This window comes from Larkinella insperata (assembly GCF_026248825.1).
In the GTDB taxonomy this organism is placed as follows: Bacteria; Bacteroidota; Bacteroidia; order Cytophagales; family Spirosomataceae; genus Larkinella; species Larkinella insperata.
On record NZ_CP110973.1, the window covers coordinates 3,673,937 to 3,699,915 of the forward strand.

The 25,979-nt window shown below is 55.2% G+C and carries 22 protein-coding genes; 10 read left to right on the forward strand and 12 right to left on the reverse strand.

Annotated elements, in window-relative coordinates; translation table 11 throughout:
• Positions 1 to 115 precede the first annotated feature (115 nt).
• The 6 genes from OQ371_RS14720 (at position 116) to OQ371_RS14745 (ending at position 6,979) form a co-directional block, all read left to right on the forward strand.
• Positions 116 to 721, forward strand: coding sequence for an RNA polymerase sigma factor (locus OQ371_RS14720; protein WP_265988802.1), 606 nt, complete (start codon positions 116 to 118; stop codon positions 719 to 721).
• Between the two features lie 4 nt (positions 722 to 725).
• Positions 726 to 1,067, forward strand: coding sequence for a hypothetical protein (locus tag OQ371_RS14725; RefSeq protein WP_265988803.1), 342 nt, complete (start codon positions 726 to 728; stop codon positions 1,065 to 1,067).
• Positions 1,060 to 1,572, forward strand: a complete 513-nt coding sequence (locus OQ371_RS14730) for a Spy/CpxP family protein refolding chaperone (protein WP_265988804.1) — start codon at positions 1,060 to 1,062, stop codon at positions 1,570 to 1,572. The genes OQ371_RS14725 and OQ371_RS14730 overlap by 8 nt, the downstream gene beginning before the upstream one ends.
• A 76-nt stretch (positions 1,573 to 1,648) precedes the next feature.
• Positions 1,649 to 1,987 carry a hypothetical protein gene (locus tag OQ371_RS14735; RefSeq protein WP_265988805.1) on the forward strand — a complete coding sequence of 113 codons (339 nt, stop codon included), beginning with the start codon at positions 1,649 to 1,651 and terminating at the stop codon, positions 1,985 to 1,987.
• Between the two features lie 206 nt (positions 1,988 to 2,193).
• Complete coding sequence (locus OQ371_RS14740) at positions 2,194 to 5,193, forward strand: TonB-dependent receptor (protein ID WP_265988806.1); 3,000 nt, start codon at positions 2,194 to 2,196, stop codon at positions 5,191 to 5,193.
• A 193-nt stretch (positions 5,194 to 5,386) separates the two neighbouring features.
• Positions 5,387 to 6,979: a Na+/H+ antiporter gene (locus OQ371_RS14745; RefSeq protein ID WP_265988808.1), complete on the forward strand. Its 1,593-nt coding sequence runs from the start codon at positions 5,387 to 5,389 to the stop codon at positions 6,977 to 6,979.
• Positions 6,980 to 6,982: 3 nt separating this feature from the next.
• On the opposite strand, the gene OQ371_RS14750 is transcribed toward OQ371_RS14745, so the two are convergent.
• Positions 6,983 to 7,720, reverse strand: a complete 738-nt coding sequence (locus OQ371_RS14750; RefSeq protein WP_265988809.1) for a class I SAM-dependent methyltransferase — start codon at positions 7,718 to 7,720, stop codon at positions 6,983 to 6,985.
• An 82-nt stretch (positions 7,721 to 7,802) separates the two neighbouring features.
• Here OQ371_RS14750 and OQ371_RS14755 point away from each other — a divergent pair, with 82 nt between their 5' ends.
• On the forward strand, positions 7,803 to 8,219 hold the full coding sequence (locus tag OQ371_RS14755) for a phage holin family protein (protein ID WP_265988810.1): 417 nt from the start codon (positions 7,803 to 7,805) through the stop codon (positions 8,217 to 8,219).
• Between the two features lie 74 nt (positions 8,220 to 8,293).
• Here the strand turns inward: OQ371_RS14755 and OQ371_RS14760 are convergent, their stop codons facing one another.
• From OQ371_RS14760 to OQ371_RS14780, 5 genes are all read right to left on the reverse strand, one after another.
• On the reverse strand, positions 8,294 to 8,713 hold the full coding sequence (locus OQ371_RS14760; protein WP_265988812.1) for an organic hydroperoxide resistance protein: 420 nt from the start codon (positions 8,711 to 8,713) through the stop codon (positions 8,294 to 8,296).
• A 90-nt stretch (positions 8,714 to 8,803) separates the two neighbouring features.
• Complete coding sequence (locus OQ371_RS14765; RefSeq protein ID WP_265988814.1) at positions 8,804 to 9,667, reverse strand: DUF4097 family beta strand repeat-containing protein; 864 nt, start codon at positions 9,665 to 9,667, stop codon at positions 8,804 to 8,806.
• A 40-nt stretch (positions 9,668 to 9,707) separates the two neighbouring features.
• Positions 9,708 to 10,577 carry a DUF4097 family beta strand repeat-containing protein gene (locus OQ371_RS14770; protein WP_265988816.1) on the reverse strand — a complete coding sequence of 290 codons (870 nt, stop codon included), beginning with the start codon at positions 10,575 to 10,577 and terminating at the stop codon, positions 9,708 to 9,710.
• A 113-nt stretch (positions 10,578 to 10,690) separates the two neighbouring features.
• A complete protein-coding gene (locus OQ371_RS14775) occupies positions 10,691 to 11,506 on the reverse strand; it encodes a HEAT repeat domain-containing protein (RefSeq protein ID WP_265988818.1) in 816 nt (271 codons plus the stop codon).
• A gap of 23 nt (positions 11,507 to 11,529) precedes the next feature.
• Entirely contained in the window at positions 11,530 to 12,051 is a 522-nt protein-coding gene (locus OQ371_RS14780; RefSeq protein ID WP_265994315.1) for an RNA polymerase sigma factor, read from the reverse strand.
• A gap of 138 nt (positions 12,052 to 12,189) precedes the next feature.
• On the opposite strand from OQ371_RS14780, the gene moaA reads away from it, so the two are divergent.
• Both moaA and OQ371_RS14790 read left to right on the forward strand, forming a co-directional pair.
• On the forward strand, positions 12,190 to 13,170 hold the full coding sequence (moaA, locus tag OQ371_RS14785; RefSeq protein WP_265988820.1) for a GTP 3',8-cyclase MoaA: 981 nt from the start codon (positions 12,190 to 12,192) through the stop codon (positions 13,168 to 13,170).
• 279 nt (positions 13,171 to 13,449) lie between these two features.
• Complete coding sequence (locus OQ371_RS14790) at positions 13,450 to 15,870, forward strand: ABC transporter permease (protein ID WP_265988822.1); 2,421 nt, start codon at positions 13,450 to 13,452, stop codon at positions 15,868 to 15,870.
• A 94-nt stretch (positions 15,871 to 15,964) separates the two neighbouring features.
• Here the strand turns inward: OQ371_RS14790 and OQ371_RS14795 are convergent, their stop codons facing one another.
• The 6 genes from OQ371_RS14795 to OQ371_RS14820 all read right to left on the reverse strand — a co-directional run bounded on the left by OQ371_RS14795 (position 15,965) and on the right by OQ371_RS14820 (position 22,717).
• A complete protein-coding gene (locus OQ371_RS14795) occupies positions 15,965 to 17,104 on the reverse strand; it encodes a TlpA disulfide reductase family protein (protein ID WP_265988823.1) in 1,140 nt (379 codons plus the stop codon).
• 170 nt (positions 17,105 to 17,274) lie between these two features.
• Complete coding sequence (locus OQ371_RS14800) at positions 17,275 to 18,105, reverse strand: helix-turn-helix domain-containing protein (protein ID WP_265988825.1); 831 nt, start codon at positions 18,103 to 18,105, stop codon at positions 17,275 to 17,277.
• Positions 18,106 to 18,189: 84 nt separating this feature from the next.
• Entirely contained in the window at positions 18,190 to 18,759 is a 570-nt protein-coding gene (locus OQ371_RS14805) for a type 1 glutamine amidotransferase domain-containing protein (RefSeq protein WP_265988827.1), read from the reverse strand.
• A 52-nt stretch (positions 18,760 to 18,811) separates the two neighbouring features.
• Positions 18,812 to 20,305 carry a serine hydrolase gene (locus tag OQ371_RS14810; protein ID WP_265988829.1) on the reverse strand — a complete coding sequence of 498 codons (1,494 nt, stop codon included), beginning with the start codon at positions 20,303 to 20,305 and terminating at the stop codon, positions 18,812 to 18,814.
• A gap of 87 nt (positions 20,306 to 20,392) precedes the next feature.
• Positions 20,393 to 21,475 carry a class A beta-lactamase gene (bla, locus tag OQ371_RS14815; protein WP_265988830.1) on the reverse strand — a complete coding sequence of 361 codons (1,083 nt, stop codon included), beginning with the start codon at positions 21,473 to 21,475 and terminating at the stop codon, positions 20,393 to 20,395.
• Between the two features lie 30 nt (positions 21,476 to 21,505).
• On the reverse strand, positions 21,506 to 22,717 hold the full coding sequence (locus OQ371_RS14820; RefSeq protein WP_265988831.1) for a cystathionine gamma-synthase family protein: 1,212 nt from the start codon (positions 22,715 to 22,717) through the stop codon (positions 21,506 to 21,508).
• A gap of 119 nt (positions 22,718 to 22,836) precedes the next feature.
• On the opposite strand from OQ371_RS14820, the gene OQ371_RS14825 reads away from it, so the two are divergent.
• Complete coding sequence (locus OQ371_RS14825; RefSeq protein ID WP_265988832.1) at positions 22,837 to 25,959, forward strand: SusC/RagA family TonB-linked outer membrane protein; 3,123 nt, start codon at positions 22,837 to 22,839, stop codon at positions 25,957 to 25,959.
• The last annotated feature ends 20 nt before the right edge of the window (positions 25,960 to 25,979 follow it).

The following is a 25,979-nucleotide window of genomic DNA, read 5'->3' on the forward strand; positions in this document are numbered from 1 at the left end:
AGCCGTCACTGGTAGGAAAAGCACCACGTCAAACCGGCGTGGTGCTTTTTTTGCTTTTATCAAAAAATCTGCATCCAACCCGCAGGATTTCTCCAACTTTCGCACCTAATCCCGTGTGTTCACCTTTAACGATACCGCCCGTTTGCAGGAGTCCGAACTAATCGCTGCGCTGAAAGCCGGCCGGGAGTCGGCGTTCCGGATGCTTGTTGAAATGCATCAGGGTAAGGTCTATAACACCGCTCTGGCGATTGTGCAGCAATCCGAAGAAGCCGAGGACATTGCGCAGGAGGTTTTTGTGGAGGTTTACCAGACCATTGGGCAGTTTCGCGAAGAAGCCCGGCTGACCACCTGGCTCTACCGCATCACGACCACGAAAGCCCTGGCGCACCTGCGGAAACGGAAAGCGCAGAAACGGTTTTCGCTGCTGACGAGCTTGTTTGGCGTGAACAACGAAGTGCTGCACGACCCGCCCGATTTTCAGCATCCCGGCGTTTCGCTGGAACAGCAGGAGGAGATGGGCACCCTGTTCAAAGCCATCAACCGGCTGGCCGATTCGCAGAAAGTCGCCTTCGTTTTACATTATGTTGAAGAACAGAGCCACCGCGAAATTGCGGAGGTCATGCAGGTAACGGTGTCGGCGGTGGAGTCGCTGCTGCACCGGGCCAAGCAGAATTTACGCAAACAATTGACCCCGTTTTATCAGGAAAGAAAGACCCCGTGACACCATGAACCGAAACAGCGAAGATCAACCGTGGGAAGACCGGTTTAGGAAGTTGGGTAAACTCGACCGCGCCCAACCCCGGCCTTTTTTCTATGCCCGGCTGGAGGCCCGGCTGAAAGCAAAACTAAAAAACCAGAATGAGCCGTCGGAGGCTGCGGCTGTGTTGCCGTGGTGGCTGCAAAAACCGGCCTACGCCCTCGGAACGCTCGGCCTGCTGATCGCCATGAACGTAGCCGTGGCGCTTTGGCAGAACCGCCCTGCCGCGCCGGAAGCCGATCCCGGCACCTACGAGGCTTTTGTGCAGGATTATCAGTTGAACCACCAAACCGCTTTTGTCGATGAATGATCGAAAACGCTACCGGCTGCTGGTCGGGATCATTGTCGCCCTGATGATGCTGAACGCCGGGCTGCTGGCCTGGATGTGGTTAGGCCCCCGGGCGCACCGGCCGGGCCGCGGAGATGGGCGAACGTACCTGTCCAAAACCCTGGGCCTGTCGGACGAACAGCGGACGGTTTACCGGGTGATGCGCCAAAAGCATTTCCAGACCATCCGGCCCCTGCTGGATTCGCTGCGGCAGGAGCGCCGACGGTTTTTTGCGCTGGTCGACGATTCGACGCAAACCGAAGCGCAACTAATTCAGAAGGCCCGGCAACTGGAGGAAAAAAACGCCCGGCTGGACGTGCTGACCTTGCGGCATTTTCAGCAGGTGAGCGCCCTGTGCACGCCCGAGCAACGGAAAAAACTCAAGCAGGTACTGGCCGAACGGCCGGGTTTTGGCCCGTACGGTGGCTCCGGCTGGCCGGGCCGCCACCGGGCTGATTCGAGCCGCGGGGACCGTTCTGAAAAATAATCCCTTTTTTTCGCCGGTAGCCGCAGGGTTTTTTCCGAATTGACATCTAAACAGGACAACTAAACAAATGAACTGCATGAAAAAAGTAATGTGTGTGGCCCTTTTGCTGGCGGGACTGACGGTTTTTGAAAGCAACGCCCAGAACGGACCGGGCGGGGGCCGGGGACGGATGCAGGGAATGACGCAGGTGGAAGAAAGCGCCCTGCCCGCGCCGGTAATGACCTACGTGAAGGACAAGTATCCCGGAATGACCGTCCGGCGAATTATGAAAGACAAAGAGGATAATTACAACCTGGTGGTCGTGGCCGACACCACCCGCAAAATCGTGGTTTTTGACTCTAAGGGCACGTTTAAAGAAGAACGGGCCATGCGGGGCCGCCGGGGTGGACCGGGCGGTAACAATTCAAACAAATAAGTCCGACAAGCTGTATAGGTTCTGATCCTCGTGTCAGGGTTATACTTCATCAACCATCTCGCCCATTCGTCGACCGCCAGCGCAAGGGTTAGCCTGCGCTGGCGGAAGGCGTCCGAAGAATCCGCCTATTTTCATCCATTGAACAAATGAATGCAGGATTGCTACTTCGCTTTTTTTTCGCACACGCGGGACGCTATCGGTTCCGGGTGTCTCTGCTTTTCGGTCTGCTGCTGATTTCGGCCACGAGCCTGTTGGCGCAAACCAACCAGTTGACGGGCCGATTTGTCGATGCCAACAAGAACGCCCTGGTCGGGGTGCCGGTTATTCTGACTGCTCAGCAGGATACAACGCAGAAGCAGTACATGGTAACGGATACGAGCGGGGCCTTTACGTTCCTGAATCTCAGCCCGCAGGCATACCGCGTGAAAGCGACCTACCTGGGTTTTCAGGATTACGACAATGTGGTTACCCTCACGCAGGATGTGCAGGATCTGGGAGCTATTACGCTGGTGGAAGACGCCAAAACGCTGAAGGAAGTGGTCATCAAAGGCCAGATTCCGCCCGCGCAACAGAAAGGCGACACGCTTCAGTTGAATGCCGATGCGTTTAAAGTGACAAAGGATGCAACGACGGAAGATTTGATCAAGAAAATGCCGGGCATTACCGTTGAAAACGGAACCGTGAAGGCGCAGGGTGAGGATGTGCAACAGGTACTGGTGGACGGGAAAATCTTCTTCGGCGACGACCCGAACATTGCCCTCCGGAACTTGCCCGCCGAGGTGGTCGATAAAATTGAAGTCTTTGACCGCATGAGCGATCAGGCGCAGTTTACCGGTTTTAACGACGGCAACACCACCAAAACCATCAACATCGTTACCCGGGGTGACCGGCAAAACGGCGTTTTTGGCCGGGTTTACGGCGGTTACGGAACCAGCGGTACCTATTCGGCGGGCGGCAATGTAAACCTGTTCAACGGCGCCCGGCGCCTTTCCATCGTCGGCCTGAGCAACAACATCAACCAGCAAAACTTCTCGGCCCAGGACCTGACCGGCGTTGCCAGCGGTGGAGGAGGGGGCGGTTTTGGGGGCGGTGGCCGCGGAGGGGGGAACCGGGGCGGTGGAGCAGGTGGCCGCGGAGGGGGCGGGGGCGGTAACTTCGGCGGTGGTGGCGGCACCGACAACTTCCTGGTTGGGCAGCAGAGCGGGATCAACAAAACCAACTCGATCGGGCTGAACTTTTCCGACGACTGGGGCAAACACGTCACCTTTCGGGGTAGCTATTTTTTTAACAACAGCACCAACAACAACGCCCAGACGGTATTCCGGCGGTATACACTGGCCGAGAACGCCAGCCAGAATTACTTCGAAAACAGCGTTTCCCGGAGCGAAAATTTTAACCACCGGCTGGATTTTCGGCTGGAATACACCATCAATTCCAATAACTCACTGCTGATTACACCCCGGTTGCGCTGGCAGAACAACAACTCGTCGAGCCGGGTGCAGGGGATTACGTACCTGGCCGCCGACAGTACTTCCGACAATCCGTCGCTGGGCAACAACTTTAACCCGGTAATTCCGCCCGACAGCCTCTTGCTGAACCGGACCAATACCGATTACCTGAACCGGGTGCGGGCGTTCAATTTCAGCAACAACATTCTGTTCCGGCACCGGTTTGCCAAACGCGGTCGGTCGCTTTCGCTGAACTTCGGAACGCAGATCAACACGCAGAACAGCGACCGCAACCAATTGTCGCTGAACGAATATTTTACGGGCAGCACGCCGGACTTGCGCCTTGATCAGTTAACGACGAACAACACGCCAAGTTACCAGTATTCGCTCAATGCGGCTTTTACAGAACCGTTGAGCAAGCTCAGTCAATTACAGCTTAACTACACGACAACCTACCGCTATAGCGACGCCACCAAGCGCACCAACCGGTATAATCCGCTTTCGCAGCGCTACGACATCCTGGATTCGTTGCTGTCGAATACGTTTCAGAACGATTATTTGACCAATCAGGCCGGGGTGGGCTACAATTACCGGTCGCCGAAAATGGGCCTGAACGTAAACATGAACTTCCAGCGGGCCGATCTCATCAGCGATCAGCTCTTTCCGCTGGACAACGACGTGCGGGCGCAATTCAATAACCTGCTGCCGTCGGCGATGCTCGATATCAAGCTCTCGACCGACAGCCGGATTCGGATGTTTTACCGCACCAACACCCAGGCCCCGGGCGTGACGCAGCTTCAGAACGTGCTCGATAACTCAAATCCGTTGTTTCTGACACTCGGCAATCCGGACCTGAAACAGTCGTACAGCCACAACGTTTCGGCCCGCTACCAACTGACCAAACCCGTAAAAGGCCGCAGTTTGTTTGTATTCGTCAACGTCAGTTCAACCAACAATTACATCGGCAACTCGACGCTGATCAGCAACGGAACAGCGACTTTGCCCGACGGCACCACCCTGGGGCAGGGCGTGCAGTTGACGCGCCCGGTCAACCTGAGTGGTTTGTGGAGTTTGCGTTCGTTCGTGACCTACAGCACCCCGCTTAAGTTTATCAAAAGTAACATCAGCATCAACGCCGGTAACAACTACAGCAGTTCACCGAGTCTGATCAACGGGCTGATCAACAACGCCAACACCACCACCTGGTCGCAGGGCGTAAACCTGAGCAGCAACGTGAGTCAGAATCTGGATTTCTCGTTCTCGTATTCGGGTAACTTTAACGATGTAAGGTATTCGCTTCAGCCCGAAAACAACAACCGCTATTATTTCCAGGCTCTGATCGGACGGGTCAACTGGATTGTCGGTCCCGGGCTGGTCCTGCAGTCCGACATTTCCAATCAGCGCTACACCGGTTTCAACGGCAGCATCAACCAGCAGTACACGCTCTGGAATGCCGCCGTGGGCAAGAAGTTCCTGAAGGACCAGCGGGGTGAGTTGAAGGTATCGGTTTTTGATATTCTGAAACAAAACAACAGCCTGAACGTCACGCAGACCGACACGTACGTCGAAAACAGCCGGGCGCAGGTGCTGCAACGGTATTTTATGCTGACGTTTACATACAACCTCCGGCAATTCAAAGCCGCCCCAAGTCGCAATAACGACGGAAACGACCGGCCCGACCGCCCTAACTGGCGCAATGGGGGCGGGGGATTCCCCGGAGGGGGACGGCCCCCGGGGCCCGGTCCGGGAAACAATTGAGGAAAGACTAAAAAAGAAAGCCAGACGACGTGAGTCACCTGGCTTTTTTTATCGCTTAATAAACGGTTACTTTGAAAAATCAGATACCTGTCACAGTATCCCCGGTTATCAGCGACGTACTGAATACAAAACTCGCCCGGGTCGAAATTGTTTACAATACCGTAAAATTTTTTCAATCCGTACCCGACTGTCCATGCGTGAAGTGGTTTTGCTGGGACTTACCCTGCTGCTGGGAATGGCGCTGCTGGCAACCCTGGCCCAGCGTCTGCGAATTCCGACGCCCATTTTTCTGGTTCTTGGGGGTGTGCTGGTGAGCCTGATTCCGGGTGTGCCGCCCGTCAGCATGGAGCCAGAACTGATTTTCCTGGTTTTCCTGCCGCCCTTACTCTACGAAGCCGCCTGGTCGATGTCCTGGCGTGAACTCTGGCGCTGGCGACGCATTGTGCTGGTGCTGGCCTTCGGGCTGGTGGTGCTGACGGCCACGGCGGTGGCTTATGCGTCGGTGGCGTTTATCCCCGGTTTTACGCTGGCCCTGGGCTTTCTGCTGGGCGGTATTGTTTCTCCGCCGGATGCCGTGGCCGCATCGTCGGTGCTCAAGGGCATTGAGGCTCCCAAAAGCACGACCAGCATTCTGGAAGGGGAAAGCCTGATCAACGACGCGTCCAGTCTGATTGTGTTTCGATTTGCCCTGTCTGCGATTACATCCGGCGTGTTCGTCTGGCAGGAGGTGGCCGTTGACTTTGTCATGGTGACGATCATGGGCGGCCTGATTGGGTTGGCGGTAGCGGCTATTTTCTACGTCATTCACCGCTGGATTCCCACGCAACCGCGCATCAGCATCCTGCTGACGTTTCTGGCCCCCTACATCATGTACATGACGGCGGAACATTTTCACTATTCGGGCGTCATTGCGGTGGTGGCCGGAGGGCTGTTTCTATCCAATCACAGTCACCAGATTCTCAACCCCACCGAACGGGTGCAGGGAATGTCGATGTGGGCTACGGTTATTTTCATCATCAACGGCGTGGTGTTTGTACTCATTGGTCTGGAACTGTCCGTGGTGGTGCAGGGTCTGGATGGTTACACGTTGCCGGATGCTCTTAAGTATGGGTTGCTAATCTCGGCGGTGCTCGTTGTGGTCCGGCTGGTCTTCGCGCTGATCGCGGCCGGCTGGACCCGGATCGTTAGCCGGTATATTACCGTAGCCGTCCGGAATGCCGGGTGGCGGGGGCCGGTGGTGCTTGGCTGGGCGGGAATGCGGGGCGTGGTCTCGCTGGCAGCCGCCTTGTCGGTACCGCTCACTCTGCCGGGGGGGGAGCTTTTTCCGCACCGGTCGCTGATTCTGTTCATCACGTTCGTGGTCATTCTGGTAACGCTGGTCTTTCAGGGACTGACGCTCCCGCTGGTCATTCGCTGGCTGCACCCGAAAGAAATCTTCCCGCGAATGCCCGAGGGACAACAGACGGCTACCATCAATCGGCAATTGCACGAAGCGGCTTTGCGGGAGCTGGAACGACGCTACGGCAAGCAATTACCGAACAACGATTTACTGGTCAATCTGAAAAACCGGCTGGAAAGCGGCTTGCGGCTGAATCAAATCGTTTCGTCGGATCGGGATGGGCCGCTGCTGACGCAGTACAAGGAAGCCCTCAACCGCCTGCATCAGGTCAAACGCCGGGAACTCGACCGGCTTCGGCGTCAGGAGGAATTCGACGAAGATGTGGTTCGGAAGATTGAAGCCCAGATGGATCTGGAAGATGAGAAAAACGATTACTCGGTTCAGTAACCCTTATTTCTGAAAAATCAGGACGTGCTGCTGCGGGAGCTTTCGGTACACGCTCTTCAACGACAAACCAACGGCTTTCATCTCCTTCGTGGCCTGGGCGACGCTCATTTTGTGGTGCGGCTTGATGGGAACGTTCGGGTCTTCGGCCCGGTATTCGACCAGCACCACGCGTCCGCCCGGTTTGAGCGCCCGGACGATGTGGGTCATCATTTCGCGCGGGTGTGAAAATTCGTGGTAGGCATCAATCATGATGGCCATGTCAACACCGTTGGCGGGTAGCTTCGGGTCGGTGATGGTACCCAGAACCGGTTCGACGTTTTTGAAACCGGTTTTCTTTTTGGTTTGATTCAGGTCGTTAATCATCGCCTGCTCAATGTCGACCGCCAGCACTTTCCCCTTCGGCACGTTTGGCGCCATCAGGAAGGTGAAATAACCCGTTCCGGCCCCAACGTCGGCTACCACGTCCGTCGGTTTCAGGTTGATAGCTTCCAGCAGCAGGTCCGTCCGTTCTTCTTGTTCGCGCTCCGGCCGCTCCAGCCAGGCGGCCCCCAGATGCCCCATGACCTGCGAAATTTCCCGACCCATATAGGTTTTTCCGATTCCGTCGTAAGCCGCCTGCCGGTACTGGTAAACGCCCTTGGCCGACTCCGCAGCCGGTGTCACCTGCTGACCGAAGGAGGAATTGCCGAACAGATTAACGAACAAAAACAGGGCAGGGATGGACCAGAAGGGCTTTTTCATGCGGAACAGAAATTATCTAGGGGTTGAACAAGCGGCCAACGAAAGTGTTTAGAGATTATTGTTTCACCATTCGCTCTCAGTTATGAACCTTATTTTGCACTTACTTCTGGATGCCGCCGTCATCTTCGGTTTGGCGTATTTAATGCCTCAGGTTGACGTAAAAAGTTTCGGCACGGCTTTGTTGATCGCGGTCATTCTGGCGGTCCTGAACTTTCTGGTGGGCTGGCTGATTCGTTTTCCGCTGAACCTGGTGACGTTCTTTCTGCTAACGGGAATTGTCCGAATCGTGGTAACGGCTATCCTGCTAAAACTCATCGACAAAATGATGGGCAGTTTTACCATTGTCGGTTTCTGGCCCGCTCTGGTCATTGCCATTACGGTGGCCGTTGTCGGTGGCCTGGTGGATGGTGCCCTGGCTCCGTCTCCGGAAGTGAAGGAACTGCGTGAGCAGGAAGTTATGCGGCTGATTCCTTCCATGGAACTCGTTGCCCAGAAGTAAAAAGCCGACACGACAAAAAGCAAAAAGCCGTCACGCGTTTCCGCTGACGGCTTTTTAATGAACGGGATTTTGGCTTAGTCGACCACTTTCAATTCAACTTCAACATTTCCCCGGGTGGCGTTGGAGTAGGGGCAAACCTGGTGCGCCTGTTGCACCAGTTCCTCGGCTTTGGAACGCTCCAGACCGGGAATCTGCACTTCCAGCACGACGGCCAGACCGAAACCACCCGCGTCGTTTTTACCGATGCTAACCTGGGCGGTGGTGCTGGTGGTACCGGCTTCAATTTTCTGCGTGCGGATCATCAGGCTCAGCGCGCTGTCGAAACAGGCTGCGTATCCCGCGGCAAACAACGTCTCCGGGTTGAGGTAAGTGCCGCTGGGGCCGCCCATTTCCTTGGGCACGCGGACGTCAACGTCCAGGGCTCCGTCGTGTGATTTTACGTGGCCGTTGCGGCCTCCGGTTGCGGTGGCTTTCGCCGTATATAGTTTGTCCATGTTGAAAAAGAAGCAACCACGCCGTTGGCGCGGTTGCCCGTAGTTTCACACACTAACGGCTGCCGGTTCGGAATGGTTGCGAACGACGGCCTATTTCGCCTTTCGGATGTAGATATTGCCGTGCATGTTTTTCATCATCACCTCGCGGCCCCCGCCGTTGACCTTGCCCTGCACCCAATCGTCGACGCTGACTTTGTACATGCCGTCCTGGCTCGAGCGGCTGCCTTTGGGCTGGGTTTTATCCACGTCCACGTCGAAGTCGGTGTAAATGTCGCCCTGATCGGATTTGAGTTTGACGTTAAACTTCGCATTGGCCGGAAACGTCACATCGAGGTTCCCGTTGAGGGTTGAGAAGGCCATTGGGGCGTCGGCGTTGACGTTGCGGAACGTGGCTTTCACCGGGCCGTTGACGGTATTGGCAACGGCGGAACCAGACACATTTGTGAGCTGCACCTGTCCGTTGACGTTCTTGACTTCCAGTTCGCCGTTGACGTTTTCGACCACAATATCGCCGTTGTTGACCGTGCTGACTTTAAGCGAAAATTGCTGCGGTACTTTGATGTGCAGGTTAACCGAGCGGTTGATCATTCCGGAGCTGACCTGAACGGCGTTGTTTTTTTCTTTAGCCGTTATATCCAGCCCCCCGCGGTTGGAAAGTTTCTTCATGCCACCCGCCAGTTCATCGGGTTTATCTTCGCCGTTTGCCCGACTCCAACTGTTTTTGCCCCGCGGTGTTTCGTTTCCCATTGTGGCATCAATAACCACTTCTTTGCCGTTGTAGCCCGTTACGTGAATAGACCCGTTGACCAGGTTGACTTGCAGCGAACCCGGCTTGCTGGGCTCCGTTAATGGGACAACCAGTTGTTCTTTCAGTTCATTCTGGGCGTAGAGTGGCTGGAACCCGGCAAGGGATATCAACAGGAAAATAGTGGTCTTGATTCGATTCGTTTTCATGGAATTTTGGTTTATTATAGTGAGGCAACAGCCTCGGTCATTACGATTGTTTTTTGATATACACATTGCCGTTAAAGGTCTCGAATCGGAGCGTTTTGCCGCCGTTGCCGATTCGGATAGCCGTGTCCTTGTTGAGTTTGTAGACCGTACCGTCGCCCTTCTTTGCCTCCGTCTTGGTCACTTTTACCGGCAGCAGTTCGGCATTCGGGAAATCGGTGTAGAAATCGCCCTGGAACGTTTTGAAACTCAAATCGGCGGATAAACTGGCCGGGTAGCTGATTTTGATGTCGCCGTTCAGCGTATAGTATTTCGATTGTTCGGGCGGGTTGCTCACGTAATTGGCTTCCACATTGCCGTTGATTGTTCGGGCGTCGGTGGCGCCTTTGATGTTCGTCAGCGTAACAGCTCCGTTGACGTTGTGGGCAAACAGCGAGCCACTGACATCTTTTACGCTCACATCCCCGGCGTTGACGGTCGACACGTGCAGGTTCATGGCGTACGGCACTTTAACGGTAAAGTCGAGATCGTATTGATAGTCGATGCGCCGGTTATTCGTACCATTTTTCCAGTTGTTGCGGTTCGGGCGCGAATCAAACGGCTGGGCGATGTAGGCAACGATGCTGTCGGCGCTCTGGTCAAACTGAAGCTGAAACTCCTGCTTGCCCTGCTCCAGCAGTTCGCTCGTCTTGGCCGACAGCGTGCGGTCTACTTCCACCAGCACGTTGCTGCCCGAATAGCCTTCCACCTTGATAAAACCGCTGACGTTGTAGATGGCGAGCGTCGTGCTCCCGGCGTCTTTCGACAGCGTAAATTCTTTGCTGATGTGATTCTTGAATTCAAGGGTTTGGGCGGGGGCCGGTGTGCAGGACAAGGCCAGCCCTGCCAGCAGCAGGGTGAGAAACGGTTTCATAAGCTGTTGTTTTTGTTGTTAGTGTAGAGAAGAAAGAAGTGAGACGAAAGACAAGAGAAGTGAGACAGGAGACGGAAAGGCAGAGCACGTGTCTTTACTCTTTTGTCCCACGTTTAGGTTAAATCCTTGATGGACTGTTCAATCTTGACTTTGACGAAGTCGTTTAGGTTTTCCTGCCGAAGCAGTTGCCGGAGCGGTTTCACGGAACGTTTTTCCTGAAGCTTGACCATCACATCGGCCAGCGCCGACTGCACCAGGGGTGATTCCTGTTTGACGATGGACTGCACCAGCCCCTCCCGTACCTTGGGATCGCCCGCCAGCGGTACCAGGGCTTCCAGCGTCACCAGCCGGACGTTTTCGTTCGAGTCGTTGTTGAGCGTACTCAGCAGGGCTTCCACCACCTTTTCGTCGGCGTGTTCAATATCTTTGGTGTATTCCACCGCCCGTAGCCGCTCGGTGGCCGACTGGTTTTCGAGCAACGACAACAAAACCGTCTGCCGCATTTCCTTCACCTGCGCGTCCAGTTCGCTGATTTGCTGTTCGTAAGCCGGTGCCTTTTTGGCGCTCAGCCAGTAGCCGCCCGCAACGCCGACCAACACCAGCGCCAGGCTGTAGGCTACCCGGGTGGCGAGCTGGGGCGTCAAGAACCGGTTGATCCGGCGCCTGATGCTTTTCCAGGACCGTTGCCGCTTTTGGGCTTCCGCGTGCTGGTAGGTTTCCAGCATGGCGTAAAACCGCGTCCGGACTTTTTCGCCCGGTTCAGGAACGGGGACGTTGCCCATCGCTCCCCAGAGTTGCCGGGTGGCTTCCAGTTCGGCCCGGCAGTCGGGGCACTGCGCCAGATGGGCTTCGATCGTCGCCCGTTCGGTTTCCGGCACCTGATGGGCCAGCAGATCGATTAAATGTTCCTTTGCGCTTTCACAGTTCATGGTTGTATGGCTTTGAGCAGAGGCTAGGCGCTCTGCGAATAGACGCGTTTTAGTTCATTCATGGCCCGGTGAACCCGCACTTTGACGGCTCCTTCGGTGGTGTCCAGAATCCGGGCAATCTCCTCATACTTCAATTCCTGAAACCGGCTTAAAATCAGGATCTCCCGGTACTCCGGATTCAGTTTGCGCAGGGCGTCGTGCAGTGAAGCCAGTTCCTGTTCTTTCTGCATCGGTTCGTCGGCGGAAATCCCCCCGCTAATCCGATCTGCAAAGTCGGTCACGTTGTAATGGTGGGCCGAATGCTTGTTTTTGCGGACGTGATCGGCCAGCACGTTGCGGGCCAGGTGATACATCCAGGTTCGAAACTCCCCCTCGCCGGTAAACGTGTGCCGGTATTTCAGCATCCGGTAAAAGACGTTCTGCACCAAATCTTCGCTTGCATCGGTCTGGCCGGTCATGTGGTACAGAAAACCAAACAGGGCGCGGTGGTAGCGCTCGAAGAGCAGGCCCATCTTTTCCAGATTGCCGTCCTTCACCTGAAGCATGAGGGCGTTGTCGGTCAGCGATTTCAAGCCGGTACGTTTACGGGGTTTGTCGAATCTGGTCGTGGAAACTTTCGGAAGTTGGGAAGGTTACACCAAGAGAAGAAATTTTTTTCTCTTCTTTTTTGTAATTTGCTTACAATGATTTTCGACAACCACAACCGCCCCATCACTTACCTCCGTCTGGCCGTTACCGACCGCTGCAACCTGCGGTGTTTTTACTGCATGCCGGAAGAAGGGATCAAGTACCTGCCCAAACACCAGTTGCTGACTTATGAAGAAATGGAGCGGCTGGTGCGCGTGCTGGCGCGACTGGGGGTGTCGAAAATCCGGATCACGGGGGGCGAACCCTTCGTGCGCAACGGCCTGATGGATTTTCTCTGGCGACTGAAAGCCATTGAAGGCGTTGAGGAACTGCACATAACAACCAACGGCGTACTGACCCAGCCGCTGGTGCCGGAACTCGTCCAGATGGGCATCGGGTCGGTTAACCTGAGCATCGATACCCTCGACCGCGAACGGTTTCGGCAGATTACCCGGCGCGACGAACTACCCGCCGTTCGGGGCACACTGGATGCGTTGCTGGCGCACGGTATTCCGGTGAAGCTGAACGCGGTGGTGATGGAAGGCAAAAATACCGAAGACATTCCGCTGCTGGCCGAACTTACCCGCGACCACCCCGTCGATGTGCGGTTTATCGAAGAAATGCCGTTCAACGGTGAGGGAAGTCATTACCCGGTTTTGAACTGGACCCACCGGCGCATTTTGCAGGAATTGCAGGCGCTGTATCCCGGTCTGAAACGACAGCCCGATTCGCCGTTTTCCACCTCAACCACCTACCAGGTTCCGGGCTATCAGGGCACCATCGGCATCATTGCCGCCTTTACGCGGACCTTCTGCGGCACCTGCAACCGAATCCGTATGACGGCGCAGGGAACGCTCAAAACTTGCCTGTACGATAACGGGGTGCTTGACGTCCGCCAACTGATGCGCTCCGGCGCGACCGACTCTGAACTAACCGCGGCTTTCCTCAAAGCATTTGCCCACCGCCCCAAAAACGGCTTCGAAGCCGAACACGAGCGCGGTCCGGTTACCGAATCCATGTCGACCATTGGGGGGTAATAGCTGACTTATTGCTTTTTGAGTTGATCAAGAGAAATTACCTTCGCCTTATAACTGTCCGAAAACGGACAGTTGTTGTCCTTGACAGGACAACATAGAAAAGATTCGCACAGTCTAAATGCCTCCGTCGGCGGACTTGAAACCGTTCATTGAGCAATAATGCCTTCCGTGTATAGGGTATTACATAGTACCTTTTATAGCATAATTTTTGGACACGTTGTTAACAGGTGTTAGTCGCAAAGGCGATTTCTTGTTTAACCCAACTTATTTCATCTTGCTATGATCCAGAATTACTTTAAAATCGCCTGGCGGAATCTGGTTCGAAACCGTGCGTTTTCGGCCATCAACATCGTCGGTCTGGCCCTTGGTCTGGCGACCTGTTTGCTGATCAGCCTGTTTGTGCTGGATGAAGTAAGCTTCGACCGGTTTCACGAAAAATCAGATCGCATCGTCCGCGTGGTTTTTCGGGGAACGGTGCAGGGCGGAAAAATGAACGAAGCGCACGTAATGCCGCCCGTAGCCCACACGCTCCGGGCCGATTATCCCGAGGTGCAGGAAGCCACGCGGCTGCGTCAGGGCGGTATGCCCCAGTTTCTGGTCGGCGACAAATTGTTCAACGAGGAAAGCATGGCGTTTGCCGACTCCAACTTCTTCCAGGTGTTTAGCTTCCCGCTGGTGCAGGGTAATCCAAAAACGGCCCTGAGCCAACCCAATACCGTTGTGCTGACTCAATCGACCGCAATAAAACTGTTCGGGCGGGCGGATGCGCTGGGAAAAACCATCCGGGTGAAAGGCAGTAATACCCCCTTGACGGTTACTGGTGTGATGGACGAGATTCCCGCCAACTCGCATTTCCATTTCGATGTGTTTACCTCAATGGCTAGCTTGCCGGAAGCGAAATCCCCCTCCTGGATGACGTCGGAATTTTTTACCTATCTATTGCTGCCCAAAGGGTACGATTACCGGCAACTGGAGGCCAAACTACCGCAGGTCGTCGAGAAGTATATGGGACCGCAGATTGAAACGGCTTTCGGAATGAAGTACGACCAGTTCCGCCAGAAGGGCAACGACCTCGGGCTGTTTCTGCAGCCGCTGACGGACATTCACCTGCATTCCGACTCGCCGTACGACCTCGAACCGGCCGGGAACATCCAGTACATTTACCTGTTCAGTGCCGTGGCCCTGTTCGTGCTGCTGATTGCCAGCATCAATTTTATGAACCTCTCAACCGCTGGGGCTTCCAAGCGGGCCAAGGAGGTGGGCATCCGGAAAGTGATGGGTTCGCTGCGGCTGGAACTGGCCTTTCAGTTTCTGATTGAGTCGCTGCTGTTGACGGCTTTCGCGCTGGTGGTGGCCGTGGGACTGGTTTACGCAGCCTTGCCGCTTTTCAACAGCTTAGCCGGTAAAAGCCTGACCTTTCGCTTTGCCGACGCGCCTTGGCTACTGCCGGGTCTGCTGCTGTTTGGCTTGCTCGTCGGTATTCTGGCGGGCAGTTATCCGGCCCTGTTCCTGGCGTCGTTCAAACCCGTGGCGGTGTTGAAAGGCCGGTTTAGTGCCGGCAAAAACAGCATTAGCCTGCGTAGCGGGCTGGTGGTTTTCCAGTTTTTTATCGCTATTCTGCTGATGGTGGGAACGACTGTGGTGTACCGGCAACTCGATTATATTCAGAGCAAAAAACTGGGGTACGACAAAGACAAGGTGCTGGTGCTGGGCAACACCTGGGCACTGGGGCCGAAAGAGGAGGTCTTTCGGGAGTTGCTTCTGCAGGACCCGCGCGTGGTTAACGTCAGCCATTCGGGGTATCTGCCCGCCGGACCGAGTTACAACAATAACTTTTTTGTGTATCCCGATAACCAGTCGACGCAACTGATGAAGACGCTGCGCTACGATGTCGATCACAGCTACATTCCGACGCTGGGCATGGAAATGGTAGCCGGGCGGAATTTTTCCAAAGCCTTCGGGACCGATTCAACGGCGGTGATCATCAACGAAACGGCGGCCAGAACGATGGGGTGGAACGGCAAGGCGCTGGGGCACAGCCTGACCAGTTCCAGCAAAGAAGGCACGAAACAGACCTACCGGGTAGTTGGCGTTGTGAAGGATTTTCACTTCCGGTCGCTGCACGAAAAAATTACGCCCCTGGTTATGGTGTTGGGCAAAACGAACGGGACCATGATCGCGAAAGTGAAAACCCGCGACATCTCCGGTCTGCTGGCTTCCGTCAAAAAGCAATGGACCGATCTCAAAGCCGATCAGCCTTTTTCCTACTCGTTTCTGGACGAACGGTTTATGAAAACGTACGAATCGGAGCAGCGGATTGGCCGGATTCTCGGTATTTTTGCGGGCCTGACCATCTTCGTGGCCTGTCTCGGTCTGCTCGGTCTGGCTACGTTCACCGCCGAACAGCGCACCAAGGAAATTGGCGTACGCAAGGTGCTGGGTGCTTCGGTGGGCAGCATCGTCGGACTGCTTTCCAAAGAATTTGTTAAACTGGTGCTGATTGCCATTGTACTGGCATCGCCCGTTGCCTGGTACGCCATGAACAAGTGGCTCCAGGCGTTTGAGTACAAAATAGCCGTTGCGTGGTGGATGTTTGCGCTGGCCGGTGCGCTGGCTATCGCCGTGGCCCTGCTGACCATCAGTTTCCAATCCATCAAAGCCGCCCTGGTGAATCCGGTTACTAGCCTGCGGGGGGAATAAGGCAACCGACAAAATAGCCCAAACGAAGACCATTAACTGGTTTTTCGTTTGGGCTATTTTGATTTTCCAACGCAAGAAGGGACGTGGCTGGACGCTACTTATTCTGCAAAACGAGGTTCAGTTGTTCCGGCAAGGCTTTGCCTCTTAGATCACGGGCGATGATTTTGCCGGAAGGGTCGATCAGGAAATTGGCGGGGATCGCCCGGATGCCGTACAGCTTGGCTGCGGCATTGTTCCAGCCTTTCAGGTCGGAAACCTGCGTCCAGGTGAGCTGGTCTTTCTCGATAGCTTTGAGCCAGGCCCCCTTTTGCGCCGGGTTATCCAGCGAGACGCCCACGATGTCAAAGCCCTTGTCTTTGTAGGATTGATAGGCTGCCACCACGTTGGGGTTTTCGGCCCGGCAAGGGCCGCACCAACTCGCCCAGAAGTCAATGAGAACGTATTTTCCCCGGAAATCAGACAGTTTTATTTCTTTGCCGTCGGCAGTTTTTTGGGTGAAATCCGGCGCAATCTTCCCAATCTGTACGCTGGTATGAGATGCCAGCAGGATCGGAATGTCCTTTCCGACTGGCGTATTTTTGAGCGGTTCCGAAAGCTTCTGGTAGGCTTTTTTCGCATCTTCGGCCACTGTTGGCTGGGCGGCAACGTGCGCCAGGCTGATCACGCTCAGGTATGAATCCGGGTGTTTGTTCGCGAAGTCCAGGTGAACCCGGAAGCTCTCGTTCATCAACTGCTTTTCGCGCGCAACAAACCCATCGTAAACGGTTTTGTCGTTTTTCTTTTCGGTGGGGAGGGCTTCGAACTCTTTACCCAACGCAATGAATTTGTTGTCGTTTTCCTGGAGCATCGTCTTGAGTTCTGCGTGGAGCTGGTTGGTTGGCGAACCCGTAATGACAACGTTTTTCAGCGAGTCGCGGGCCGACAGGGTCATCTGTTCCGGAGCCAGATAAAACCGGAGTAGATCCAATTGCTCACCGTTCCGGGGGCGGTTGACGTACGGGTTTTTGTTTAAAAACAAGGTCGAAAAAACCGGGTATTGCAGCGGGCCGCTGAAGGCAAACCGGCCGTTCTGAACCGTTACGGAATCACTGATCTGCCGGTCTTCGATCTGGTAGACCAGGAAAACCTTATCGCCGTTTTTCAATTGGTCGACTTTCCCCTGAATACTGAAGCGGGATTGTGCGACCGACAGCGTGGAGACGAACAGGGACAGGATTGTCAAAAAATTTCTCATGGTTGATCGGGTTGGATGGCTGGATGGTTTTTAGCTTTTTTAAAAGAATTTAAAACGGGAAACTTGCCTGAGAGTCGGTTACAAACGAGCCCAAGGTTGTAGTGATGAAACGCCCGAACTGCCAACTTCTTGCCCCTTTTCGGGGGTACAGTGCGTTAATGGATGCATCATCAGTAAAACTTCCCGGTTTGGCTGATGCAGACGCTGCCTTCGGCCAGTTGCTTCAGGAATTGGCGGGGCGTCAGTCCAAGGTAATACGTAAAGTCTTTAATCAGGTGACTGTGGTCGTGGTAGCCAAACCGCAGCACCAGATCGAGCCAGTCCGGGGCCTGCGGAAAGTGCTGCGTCAGAAAACCGAGCACCTTGCGGAAGCGGAGAAAACGCGTTAGTTCCTTGGCCGAATAACCCAGGTGGGTCTGAAACCGGAGCTGAATACTCCGGGGCGAAACCTGTTGCGTTTGCGCCAACATTTTGATGGGATCAACGGCCGAATTCCGGAAATAAGGCAGGCTTTCCAGGAGCGATTCGGAGACGGCATCCGTCGGCGCGACGACGGACAGAATATAGTTGTTGAGCCGGTAAATCCGGTCGCGTAAATCCGGGAGGCTGGCCAGTTGCTGCCAGAGTTCCCGAAAGCAGGTGTTGTTCAGCAGCACATCCGGGTCGTGCAGATCACCGGCTTTGAGTTGCTGCATCGAAACGCCCAGCAGCCGGTAAAAACCGTCGAGCGTGAAGTTGACGACGATCAAATCCGCGCCCGCCGGAAGCTCGTAGACCAGCCGTTTTTGCAGCGGCCCCAGCACGGCGGTCTGCCGCACCACAAAATCCGCATCGCCCAGCGAAATCGGTACGCCCGGCCCGAAGTTGAACGCCAGCAACATTTCGTAATTGGGCATCAGGTGCAAGGCGACTGGTTGCTCATTCGCCGTCAGTTGCACGCAGTAGTAGTGGCTGAAAACCGTCGCCAGCCGTTCGTCGGCATCAATTAACTGACTGTTCATGTCCGAAAGAAACCGAATCAAAACCGTAAAAAAAAGCCCGGTCGGGATAATCGGACCGGGCTCTTCTCTACAATACTGATGGCGTTACGCGTGTTGTCCCTGGTGGACCCCTTCGCGAATTTCCTCAATCATCTTGCGGTTAAACGCCGGAATATCGTTCGGATTCCGGCTGGTTACCAGTCCCTGGTCGGTAACGACTTCCTGATCCACCCAATTGGCCCCGGCGTTGCGGAGGTCGGTTTGGATCGACGGGTACGAGGTTAGTTTACGACCTTCGACCACACCGGCTTCAATCAAAATGATCGGCGCGTGGCAGATAGCGGCCACGGGCTTACGTTCTTCAAAAAAGCGCTTTACGAATTCGACGGCTTTCTTTTCCATCCGCAGTTTGTCCGGATTTAGCACACCACCCGGCAGCAGCAGGGCGTCGTAGCTGTAGGCGTCGGCATCGTCCAATATTACGTCAACCGGAAACTCCTGGCCCCAGTCGGTCATGTCCCATCCTTTTACGGTGCCCTCTTTGGGGGCAATCACGTGCGTTTCCGCACCGGCTTCCTGCAACGCTTTGCGGGGTTCGGTCATTTCAACCTGTTCAAAGCCGTCAGTCAGCAGAATCGCCACCTTCTTTCCCTTCAATTTTTGCTGATTTTCCATGGTTTCGTTGAGAATTTGTCTTCTATTGGTAACGATGGAAAACCGGGAAGGTTTATTCTTTTTTAAAATTCATGCCGCTGAAAACCAGGGTGTCGACCTTTCCCGATTGATCGAGCGTGAACCGGGCCAGCGCCTTTCCGGCCCAGGCTTTTTTGAACGGACCATAGAACGTGTCATAGTGCCAGTGCGCCAGCGTAGCGTTCATGGCGTTGTCGTTGATATTGAAAACCAGTTGGTTATCGACAACGGTAACTTCGGCCTTGCCGTACAGCGGGCTGGTGTAGGTTCCGGCGTATCCCGGCAGCGGCAGTGAAGGCGTGGTATTGGCAACGCGTTTTTTGTCAAAGTCCTGCGCGGCTTTTTTTCCGGTTTCCCGGATTCCGGCATACAGCGTTTTAACCTCGGTGTTCCAGTCGCGGTTGCCGCCCAGCGCGAAGAAATCGAACGTTTTGTAAAGCAACGCGTGCCGCACTTCCGCGTAGTTGTAATTGCCGAAAACGTACACACCCAGTTTTTCGTCGGGCAACTGGCCCGTGATGGCTGTCAGCCCCGCCAGACTACCCGTGTGAAAGTTGATTTTGTGCCCCCGGTAATCGTGCTGGTACCAGCCCAGGCCGTACGTGAGCCAGTTGGGTTTCAGAAGCTGCATGGTGGCATATTCGTCGTGGGGAACCACCGTCTGCGGTTTGAAAATTTCGGCCCAGGTGGCCGGTTTCAACAAACGTCCACCGTTATATTTGCTGCTGTCGAGCATACAAATTACCCACTTGCTCATGTCATCCACGCACGACCAGACCGCGCCCGCCGACCCGATTTCGCTGTCCGCGCCGTAGTCGATCACCCGGATCGTGTCGTTGATGGCTACGTGCGGCTTGGTCATGTTGGTGCTTTTGCTGAGGCCGCGTTTGGGGGCGGTTTGGGTCATGCCCAGCGGGTTGAAAATCCGCTCCTGCATCACCGTCGACCACGGTTTGCCGTAAAGCCGTTCGATGATCCGGCCAGCCGCCGAGTACATGATGTTCTGGTAAACAAAGCCGCCCCGGATGGGGTAACTTGGCTTGACGTACACCATCCGCCGGAACATTTCATTGGCCGGAATGGTCATGGCGCCGGTAAAAAAATCCGTGCCGCCAACGCCCGTGTTGTGCGTCAGCAGTTCGCGCACCCGAATGTCGCGGGTTGCCGCCGGGTCGTTCAGTTGCAGTTCGGGGAGGTACTTGTACACCGGATCATCCCACGAAAGCTTGCCTTCGTCCACCAGCATTCCCATCAGCGCAACGGTCATGGCTTTGGTGGTCGACGCGCAGGCAAATTGCGTCTGCGTATCGACGGCGTTTGTTGTGCCCAATTCCCGAACCCCGTAGCCTTTTTTGAAAATCACCTGATTGTCCTTGACCACGGTAATCGCCAGACCGGGCACCTCCCATTCCCGGCGGACCCGTTCGACGTACGCATCAAACTCCTGCAACTGTTTGGCGGTCGGTTTCTTCTGCGCGAACGATGGTAAAAGACTCAGACTAAGGAAAATGAGAAGTAGGTACTTCATAGGTGTTAAGTCAGTTTATGGTTTGGGTGGGCATGCGCACCCCCCTACCGGGGTAGGGGGTACAAGAGGCCGGAAACCAGCGCAAAATCAACGTCCCGAGGTGGACAGAACCGGCGGCTGGAACAGAAAATAGTCGTAAACCGTGCGGCTCAGGTGGGCAATGGTTTGTTCCCGTTCGGCCAGGGGCTGGGCCGAGGACGTGATAAAAACCGCAATGGCAATGTGGCCCGCGTCGCCCGGCAGGGTAATGAATCCCACGTCATCGGTGGCGCTCGAATTCAGGGAGCCGGTTTTGTGGGCAACCACGGTTTCGGGTGGCAGGTAGCCCTTGATGCGTGCCAGACCGCCCCGGCAGCGTTCCATAACCGCCAGCAGCAGATCGCGGTTTTCGGGTTTGAGGGCTTTGGCCTGGTAAATCTGGGTCAGCAAATTTACCATCGCTGCGGGCGTGGAGGTGTCGCGCGGGTCCTGCTCGAGTTTCAGGGCTGCGGTCCGGCGTATTTCCGGCGTTAACGATTCACTAAGTTTATCATAAAATCCGACGGTCCACTGTTCCATTGGCGGGAGTGTAACCCCTTCCAAATCCGCGATCAATTGAACAATAGTCCGGTCGACGGACATGCCGTCAATGCCCAGGGTTTTCAGCCGCGCCCGAACGGGTTCGACGCCACCCACCAGATTCAACAGAATGTCCGTGGCCGAGTTGTCGCTGATGACCATCATCAGTTCGAGCAGGTTTTCCACCGAGAGCTGAACGCCCGGTTTGGCAAACAGCGTCTCCAGGGTGCCGCTGCCGGGGTGCAGGTCCGACGGTTTCAGATCGACCATCGTCCGCAGTGAGAGTTCGCCTTTTTCAATTTTGTTGAACAGTTCGACGGCAATGGCGACTTTGACGGTGCTGGCCATCGGAAACCGTTCCTGGAGGTTCATGCTGATTTGCCGGCCGGATTCGAGGTGAACCGCGCAAAGGCCGACTTTGCCCTTCGCCAGTTTGGCAATGCGCTCCAGCTCCTGATTCAGCCGCTGCTCCGCGATGTTGGGGGCCTGCTGCGTTGGGGTCTGAACGGGTTGGCTTTTGTTTTTTTTCGACTGGCTGAAACCGGCGGTGTTGAATAAAAGTACGGTCCAGAGGGTCAGAATTTTAACGGTAAGGTATACAGGTTTTTTCATGGGTAAGGTTCACAGTGGGGTTCTAAACGATTACACGGCTTTTTCGACCGGACGAGCCGCTTCGACCGCTGCCAGCGCCTGGTCCAGATCGGCCATCAGGTCTTCTACATTTTCGATGCCGACCGAATACCGGATCAGGCTTTCGGGAATACCGAGCTGGGCGCGCTGGGCTTCCGTAAGCTCCACGTGGCTGGTGGTGCGCGGTGGTCCGGCCAGCGTGCTCACCGATCCGAGACTGGCGGCCAGATGGACGAATTTCAGGCTGGTCAGAAAGGTTTTTACATCAGCGTAACCGCCTTTCAGCGAGAAGCTTAAGACGCCCCCGAAGCCGCTCATCTGGGCTGCGGCAATTTCATGGCCGGGGTGGCCTTCGAGGCCGGGGTAAAAAACGTCCGCAACGCTGGGATGGGCCTTCAGGTGCCGCGCTATTTTCAGGGCCGATGCGTTTTGTCGTTCAATCCGGAGTTCCAGCGTTTTCATGCCCCGGGCAATCAGGTAAGCGGGTTCGGCCTGCAAACTCGCGCCGTTGATTTCCCGGAATCGGAATACGTTTTCGACCAGTTCTTTTTTGCCGCATAACACCCCACCCATCGCGTCGGAATGGCCGCAGAGGAATTTGGTGGCGCTGTGCAGCACCAGGTCGGCACCCAGCTTCAGCGGGTTCTGGTTGATGGGCGTCGCGAACGTGTTGTCGACCACCACAATCGCTCCGACGTTTTTGGCGGCTTCGGCCAACCGTTTCAGATCGACTACCTTCAGGGTTGGGTTCGTGGGCGTTTCCAGATAGACCAGATCGCAGCCTTTAGCTATTTCGGCTTCCATCGCTTCGTGGTTACCGGTTTCGCAGAGCGTTACATGGATCTGGTAGGAGGGCAGAAAGTCGAGGAACAGTCGGCTGGTGCCGCCGTAGGTATCTTTGATCGACACCACGCGTTTGCCGGGGCCGAGCAGCGAAAACAGCGTGTTGCTGATGGCGCCCATGCCCGTTGCGAACGAGGTGGCCGCTTCGGCGCCTTCCAGAATCCGGATCTTTTCCTCCAGTACGTGCACCGTCGGGTTGGTGTTGCGGCTGTAAATGTGACCACTCGACTTTCCGGTGGCTACGTCATACCACTCGTCGAGGTCGTGGTACGAAAAAGCAACGCTGTTGACGATGGGTGCGGTCGTTGCGCCCTGGTAAAACGGATCGGTCTCACCCGCCCAAATGGCGGTGGTTCCTTTTTTTTGTTCTGAAAAATCCATGTAGAGTACCGGAATAGGCAGAATAATCTTCGTTGTTTAGCAAAAATTGCAAAATTTTGGATAAATGTTAAACTTGCCATGAAATTGTTTTCATCTATTAACTAATTGAGTTGGGGTATATGAAGGAACTAGTACGTTTTTATGTGGGAATGGCGTTGCTCTTCTGTTCGTCGCTCGCGATGGCGCAACAGATCGAAGTCAGCGGCCGGGTCACCTCCGAAGGTGACGAAACCGCTCTTCCGGGGGTGAACGTTTCGGTAAAAGGAACCACCACCGGAACGCTGACGGATGCCGACGGACGGTATAGCATCCGGGTGAATGGCGCGACGGCCGTGATGGTGTTCAGCTACATTGGTTTTGAAACCCAGGAAATCCGGGCCGAAAACCGGCGTGACATCAACGTGACCATGAAACAGGACAACAAGATGCTGAACGAAGTGGTCGTGACGGCCCTGGGCATTAGCCGCGACAAGAAAGCCCTGGGGTATGCCGCGCAAAACGTCAATTCGGAAGAACTGATGCAAAACCGGCAGCCCAACATGGTCAATGCGTTGCAGGGCAAAGTGGCCGGGGTAACCATCTCCAGCACGGGGGGCGCACCGGGCCAGGGTGCCCGGATTCTGATTCGGGGGATCAACTCCATCGATGCATCCCGCGATAACCAGCCGCTTTTTGTGGTCGACGGCGTGTTGTTTGACAACAGCACCTCCACGGGAACGTCCAATTCCGGCGCCGAACTCCGGGGGATGTCCAACCGGGCGGCCGATATCAACCCGGATGACATCGAAACCATCAACATCCTGAAGGGCGGGGCCGCTACGGCTTTGTACGGTTTGCGGGGTGCCAATGGGGTAGTGGTAATCACGACCAAATCGGGGAAAGCCGGGGCCTTGCGCGGTAATTTCAGCAGCACGTTTGGGGTCGAAAATGTAAACAAATTTCCGGATGTGCAGGATAAATACACCATCGGGTATGGGGGCGTTTACAACCCGCAGGACTTTTTTCCGTCCTGGGGACCAACGGTTGAGGAGGCTATCAAAATTGATCCGACGCACCCGCAGAAGCTTTACAATCACCTCAGAGACGCTTACCAAACCGGAAAACAGTACCAGAACAACCTGTCGTTCTCCGGCGGTACCGAGAAAGTAAACTTTCTGTCGTCCATCGGGCACCTGCGGCACGAAGGGGTCATTCCGTTTACGAATTTCAACAAGCTGTCGGTGCGCCTGAACACAAATGTGAAGTTCAGCGAAAAATTCTCGACCAACGCCAACCTGAACTTTATCAATTCGGGGGGAGATCGCTACAACGCCGACCGCTACAACGAAAGCCTGAGCTACTGGTCACCGCGCTACGATGTACGGGATTACCTCAATGCGGACGGTTCCTATAAAACCTACGGCAACGGTAACCCAATTTACGGAGCTATGACCAACAAACTGCGCGACAACGTCAACCGGTTGGTCGGTGGTCTGACCTTCACTTATACGCCGTTGAAATGGCTGACCTTCAACTACCGCGCCGGGCTGGATACGTATTCGGACGACCGGAAGCGGACGGCCCCCGGCCCGACGGGCGTTGCCGGTGAACGGCTTTACGAAGACAATGAGCTGGGTTTTGTGTACCAGTATCACACCAACTTCCGGGCCATCACCTCGACGTTTGCGGCCAGTGCCAACACCAAATTCGGCGAAAACCTCAACGCTACCCTGCGCATCGGGCACGACCTGTACGACCGTCAGGTTCGGAGTTTTGGCGCGGAAGGCAACGAACTGACGGTGTATAATTACTTTGATCTGCGGAACGCCAAAACCATTATCCCTTCACAATCGGCAGAAGATTACCGGCTGATGGGGATTTTTGGGGAACTGACGCTGGATTACAAAGATTTCCTGTTCCTGACGCTGACGGGCCGCAACGACAAGACGTCTTCACTTCAGGCTCCCAATAACTCGTTCTTCTATCCGTCGGTGAGTGTGGGTTATCTCTTCTCGCAGCAGCTGAAAATGCCGACATTTATTTCGATGGGAAAACTGCGTGCATCCTACGCGCAAATCGGGAAAGATGCAGCTCCGTATTCCAATATCACGGGGTATTCGGCTTACTCAATCTTACCGTCTGGCTCGAACGGTTTCACGCGTGGGGCGCTGCTGGGCGATCCGAACCTGCGTCCGGAGTTTACGGATACCTACGAAGGCGGTCTGGAAATGAGCTTCCTGAACAACCGGCTGGGGCTGGACTTTACGTACTATCACTCGGTCAGCAAAGACCAGATTATCCAGGTGGACGTAACCTCATCGACGGGGTACGTGAAAGCTGCCATCAACTCCGGGTCGATGCGCAACAAAGGGATCGAACTCGTGCTGCGGGCCACGCCAATCCGGCGCGGTAACTTCAACTGGGATGTGAACTTTAACTTCTCGGCCAACCGCAACAAAATCCTGAGCCTGCGCGAAGGGCTGACGGAAATCAACTACGCGTCGCAGTACGGTTACGCCAATTCGTCCGTTACCATGAAACTGGTGCCGGGGTACGCGTACGGAAACCTCTACGGCCGGGCTTACAAACGGTATTACGAAAATCCGGACGACGAAAATCCGGCCATTCTGGACCGCGACCGGCCCATCGTGATCGGTTCCAACGGTTTCCCCGTAGTCAGTACGGCCCAGAAGCTGCTCGGAAATTCACAACCCGACTGGATTGGCGGTCTGAACAATACCGTGCGCTACGGGAATTTGACGCTCTCGGCGCTGTTCGACGCCCGGGTAGGCCAGGATCGGTACAACCAGATGGACAACTTCTTTGCCGCGTTCGGGATTGCCAAATACACCGAAAATCGCAACGATACCAAGGTGTTTGAAGGCGTTCTGGCCGACGGGACTCCCAACACCAAGCAAGTCTGGCTGGGACAGGGCAAAGGACCGGATGGCGTTGATTACACCAACGGCTTTTACCGGAATGTGTACCGGGGCGCATCCGAAAACTTCATCGAAGATGCTTCCTGGGTCCGGTTGCGGTCGGTGAGCGTGTCCTACGACCTGCCAACCTCGATCCTGAAAAACACTTTCATCAAGAACGTGCGGGTGAGCGCAACGGGGAATAACCTGGCCCTGTGGACCAAGTACTCAGGGTACGATCCTGAAACGAGTTCAACCAACAGCGGTAGCAACGTCGATGGCTTCACCGGCTTTACCTACCCGGCCGTTCGCAGCTTCCTGTTCTCGCTGAACGTTGGTTTTTAAGTCACTTTTATTCGCAGATG

What these genes read in the sequence shown, in the direction of transcription:
- OQ371_RS14725 (WP_265988803.1), top strand. Translation starts at nt 726, where the DNA reads ATGAACCGAAACAGCGAAGATCAACCGTGGGAAGACCGGTTTAGGAAG.
- OQ371_RS14730 (WP_265988804.1), top strand. Translation starts at nt 1,060, where the DNA reads ATGAATGATCGAAAACGCTACCGGCTGCTGGTCGGGATCATTGTCGCC.
- OQ371_RS14735 (WP_265988805.1), top strand. Translation starts at nt 1,649, where the DNA reads ATGAAAAAAGTAATGTGTGTGGCCCTTTTGCTGGCGGGACTGACGGTT.
- OQ371_RS14745 (WP_265988808.1), top strand. Translation starts at nt 5,387, where the DNA reads ATGCGTGAAGTGGTTTTGCTGGGACTTACCCTGCTGCTGGGAATGGCG.
- OQ371_RS14750 (WP_265988809.1), bottom strand. Translation starts at nt 7,720, where the DNA reads ATGAAAAAGCCCTTCTGGTCCATCCCTGCCCTGTTTTTGTTCGTTAAT.
- OQ371_RS14755 (WP_265988810.1), top strand. Translation starts at nt 7,803, where the DNA reads ATGAACCTTATTTTGCACTTACTTCTGGATGCCGCCGTCATCTTCGGT.
- OQ371_RS14760 (WP_265988812.1), bottom strand. Translation starts at nt 8,713, where the DNA reads ATGGACAAACTATATACGGCGAAAGCCACCGCAACCGGAGGCCGCAAC.
- OQ371_RS14765 (WP_265988814.1), bottom strand. Translation starts at nt 9,667, where the DNA reads ATGAAAACGAATCGAATCAAGACCACTATTTTCCTGTTGATATCCCTT.
- OQ371_RS14770 (WP_265988816.1), bottom strand. Translation starts at nt 10,577, where the DNA reads ATGAAACCGTTTCTCACCCTGCTGCTGGCAGGGCTGGCCTTGTCCTGC.
- OQ371_RS14775 (WP_265988818.1), bottom strand. Translation starts at nt 11,506, where the DNA reads ATGAACTGTGAAAGCGCAAAGGAACATTTAATCGATCTGCTGGCCCAT.
- OQ371_RS14780 (WP_265994315.1), bottom strand. Translation starts at nt 12,051, where the DNA reads ATGCTTCAGGTGAAGGACGGCAATCTGGAAAAGATGGGCCTGCTCTTC.
- moaA (WP_265988820.1), top strand. Translation starts at nt 12,190, where the DNA reads ATGATTTTCGACAACCACAACCGCCCCATCACTTACCTCCGTCTGGCC.
- OQ371_RS14790 (WP_265988822.1), top strand. Translation starts at nt 13,450, where the DNA reads ATGATCCAGAATTACTTTAAAATCGCCTGGCGGAATCTGGTTCGAAAC.
- OQ371_RS14795 (WP_265988823.1), bottom strand. Translation starts at nt 17,104, where the DNA reads ATGAGAAATTTTTTGACAATCCTGTCCCTGTTCGTCTCCACGCTGTCG.
- OQ371_RS14800 (WP_265988825.1), bottom strand. Translation starts at nt 18,105, where the DNA reads ATGAACAGTCAGTTAATTGATGCCGACGAACGGCTGGCGACGGTTTTC.
- OQ371_RS14805 (WP_265988827.1), bottom strand. Translation starts at nt 18,759, where the DNA reads ATGGAAAATCAGCAAAAATTGAAGGGAAAGAAGGTGGCGATTCTGCTG.
- OQ371_RS14810 (WP_265988829.1), bottom strand. Translation starts at nt 20,305, where the DNA reads ATGAAGTACCTACTTCTCATTTTCCTTAGTCTGAGTCTTTTACCATCG.
- bla (WP_265988830.1), bottom strand. Translation starts at nt 21,475, where the DNA reads ATGAAAAAACCTGTATACCTTACCGTTAAAATTCTGACCCTCTGGACC.
- OQ371_RS14820 (WP_265988831.1), bottom strand. Translation starts at nt 22,717, where the DNA reads ATGGATTTTTCAGAACAAAAAAAAGGAACCACCGCCATTTGGGCGGGT.
- OQ371_RS14825 (WP_265988832.1), top strand. Translation starts at nt 22,837, where the DNA reads ATGAAGGAACTAGTACGTTTTTATGTGGGAATGGCGTTGCTCTTCTGT.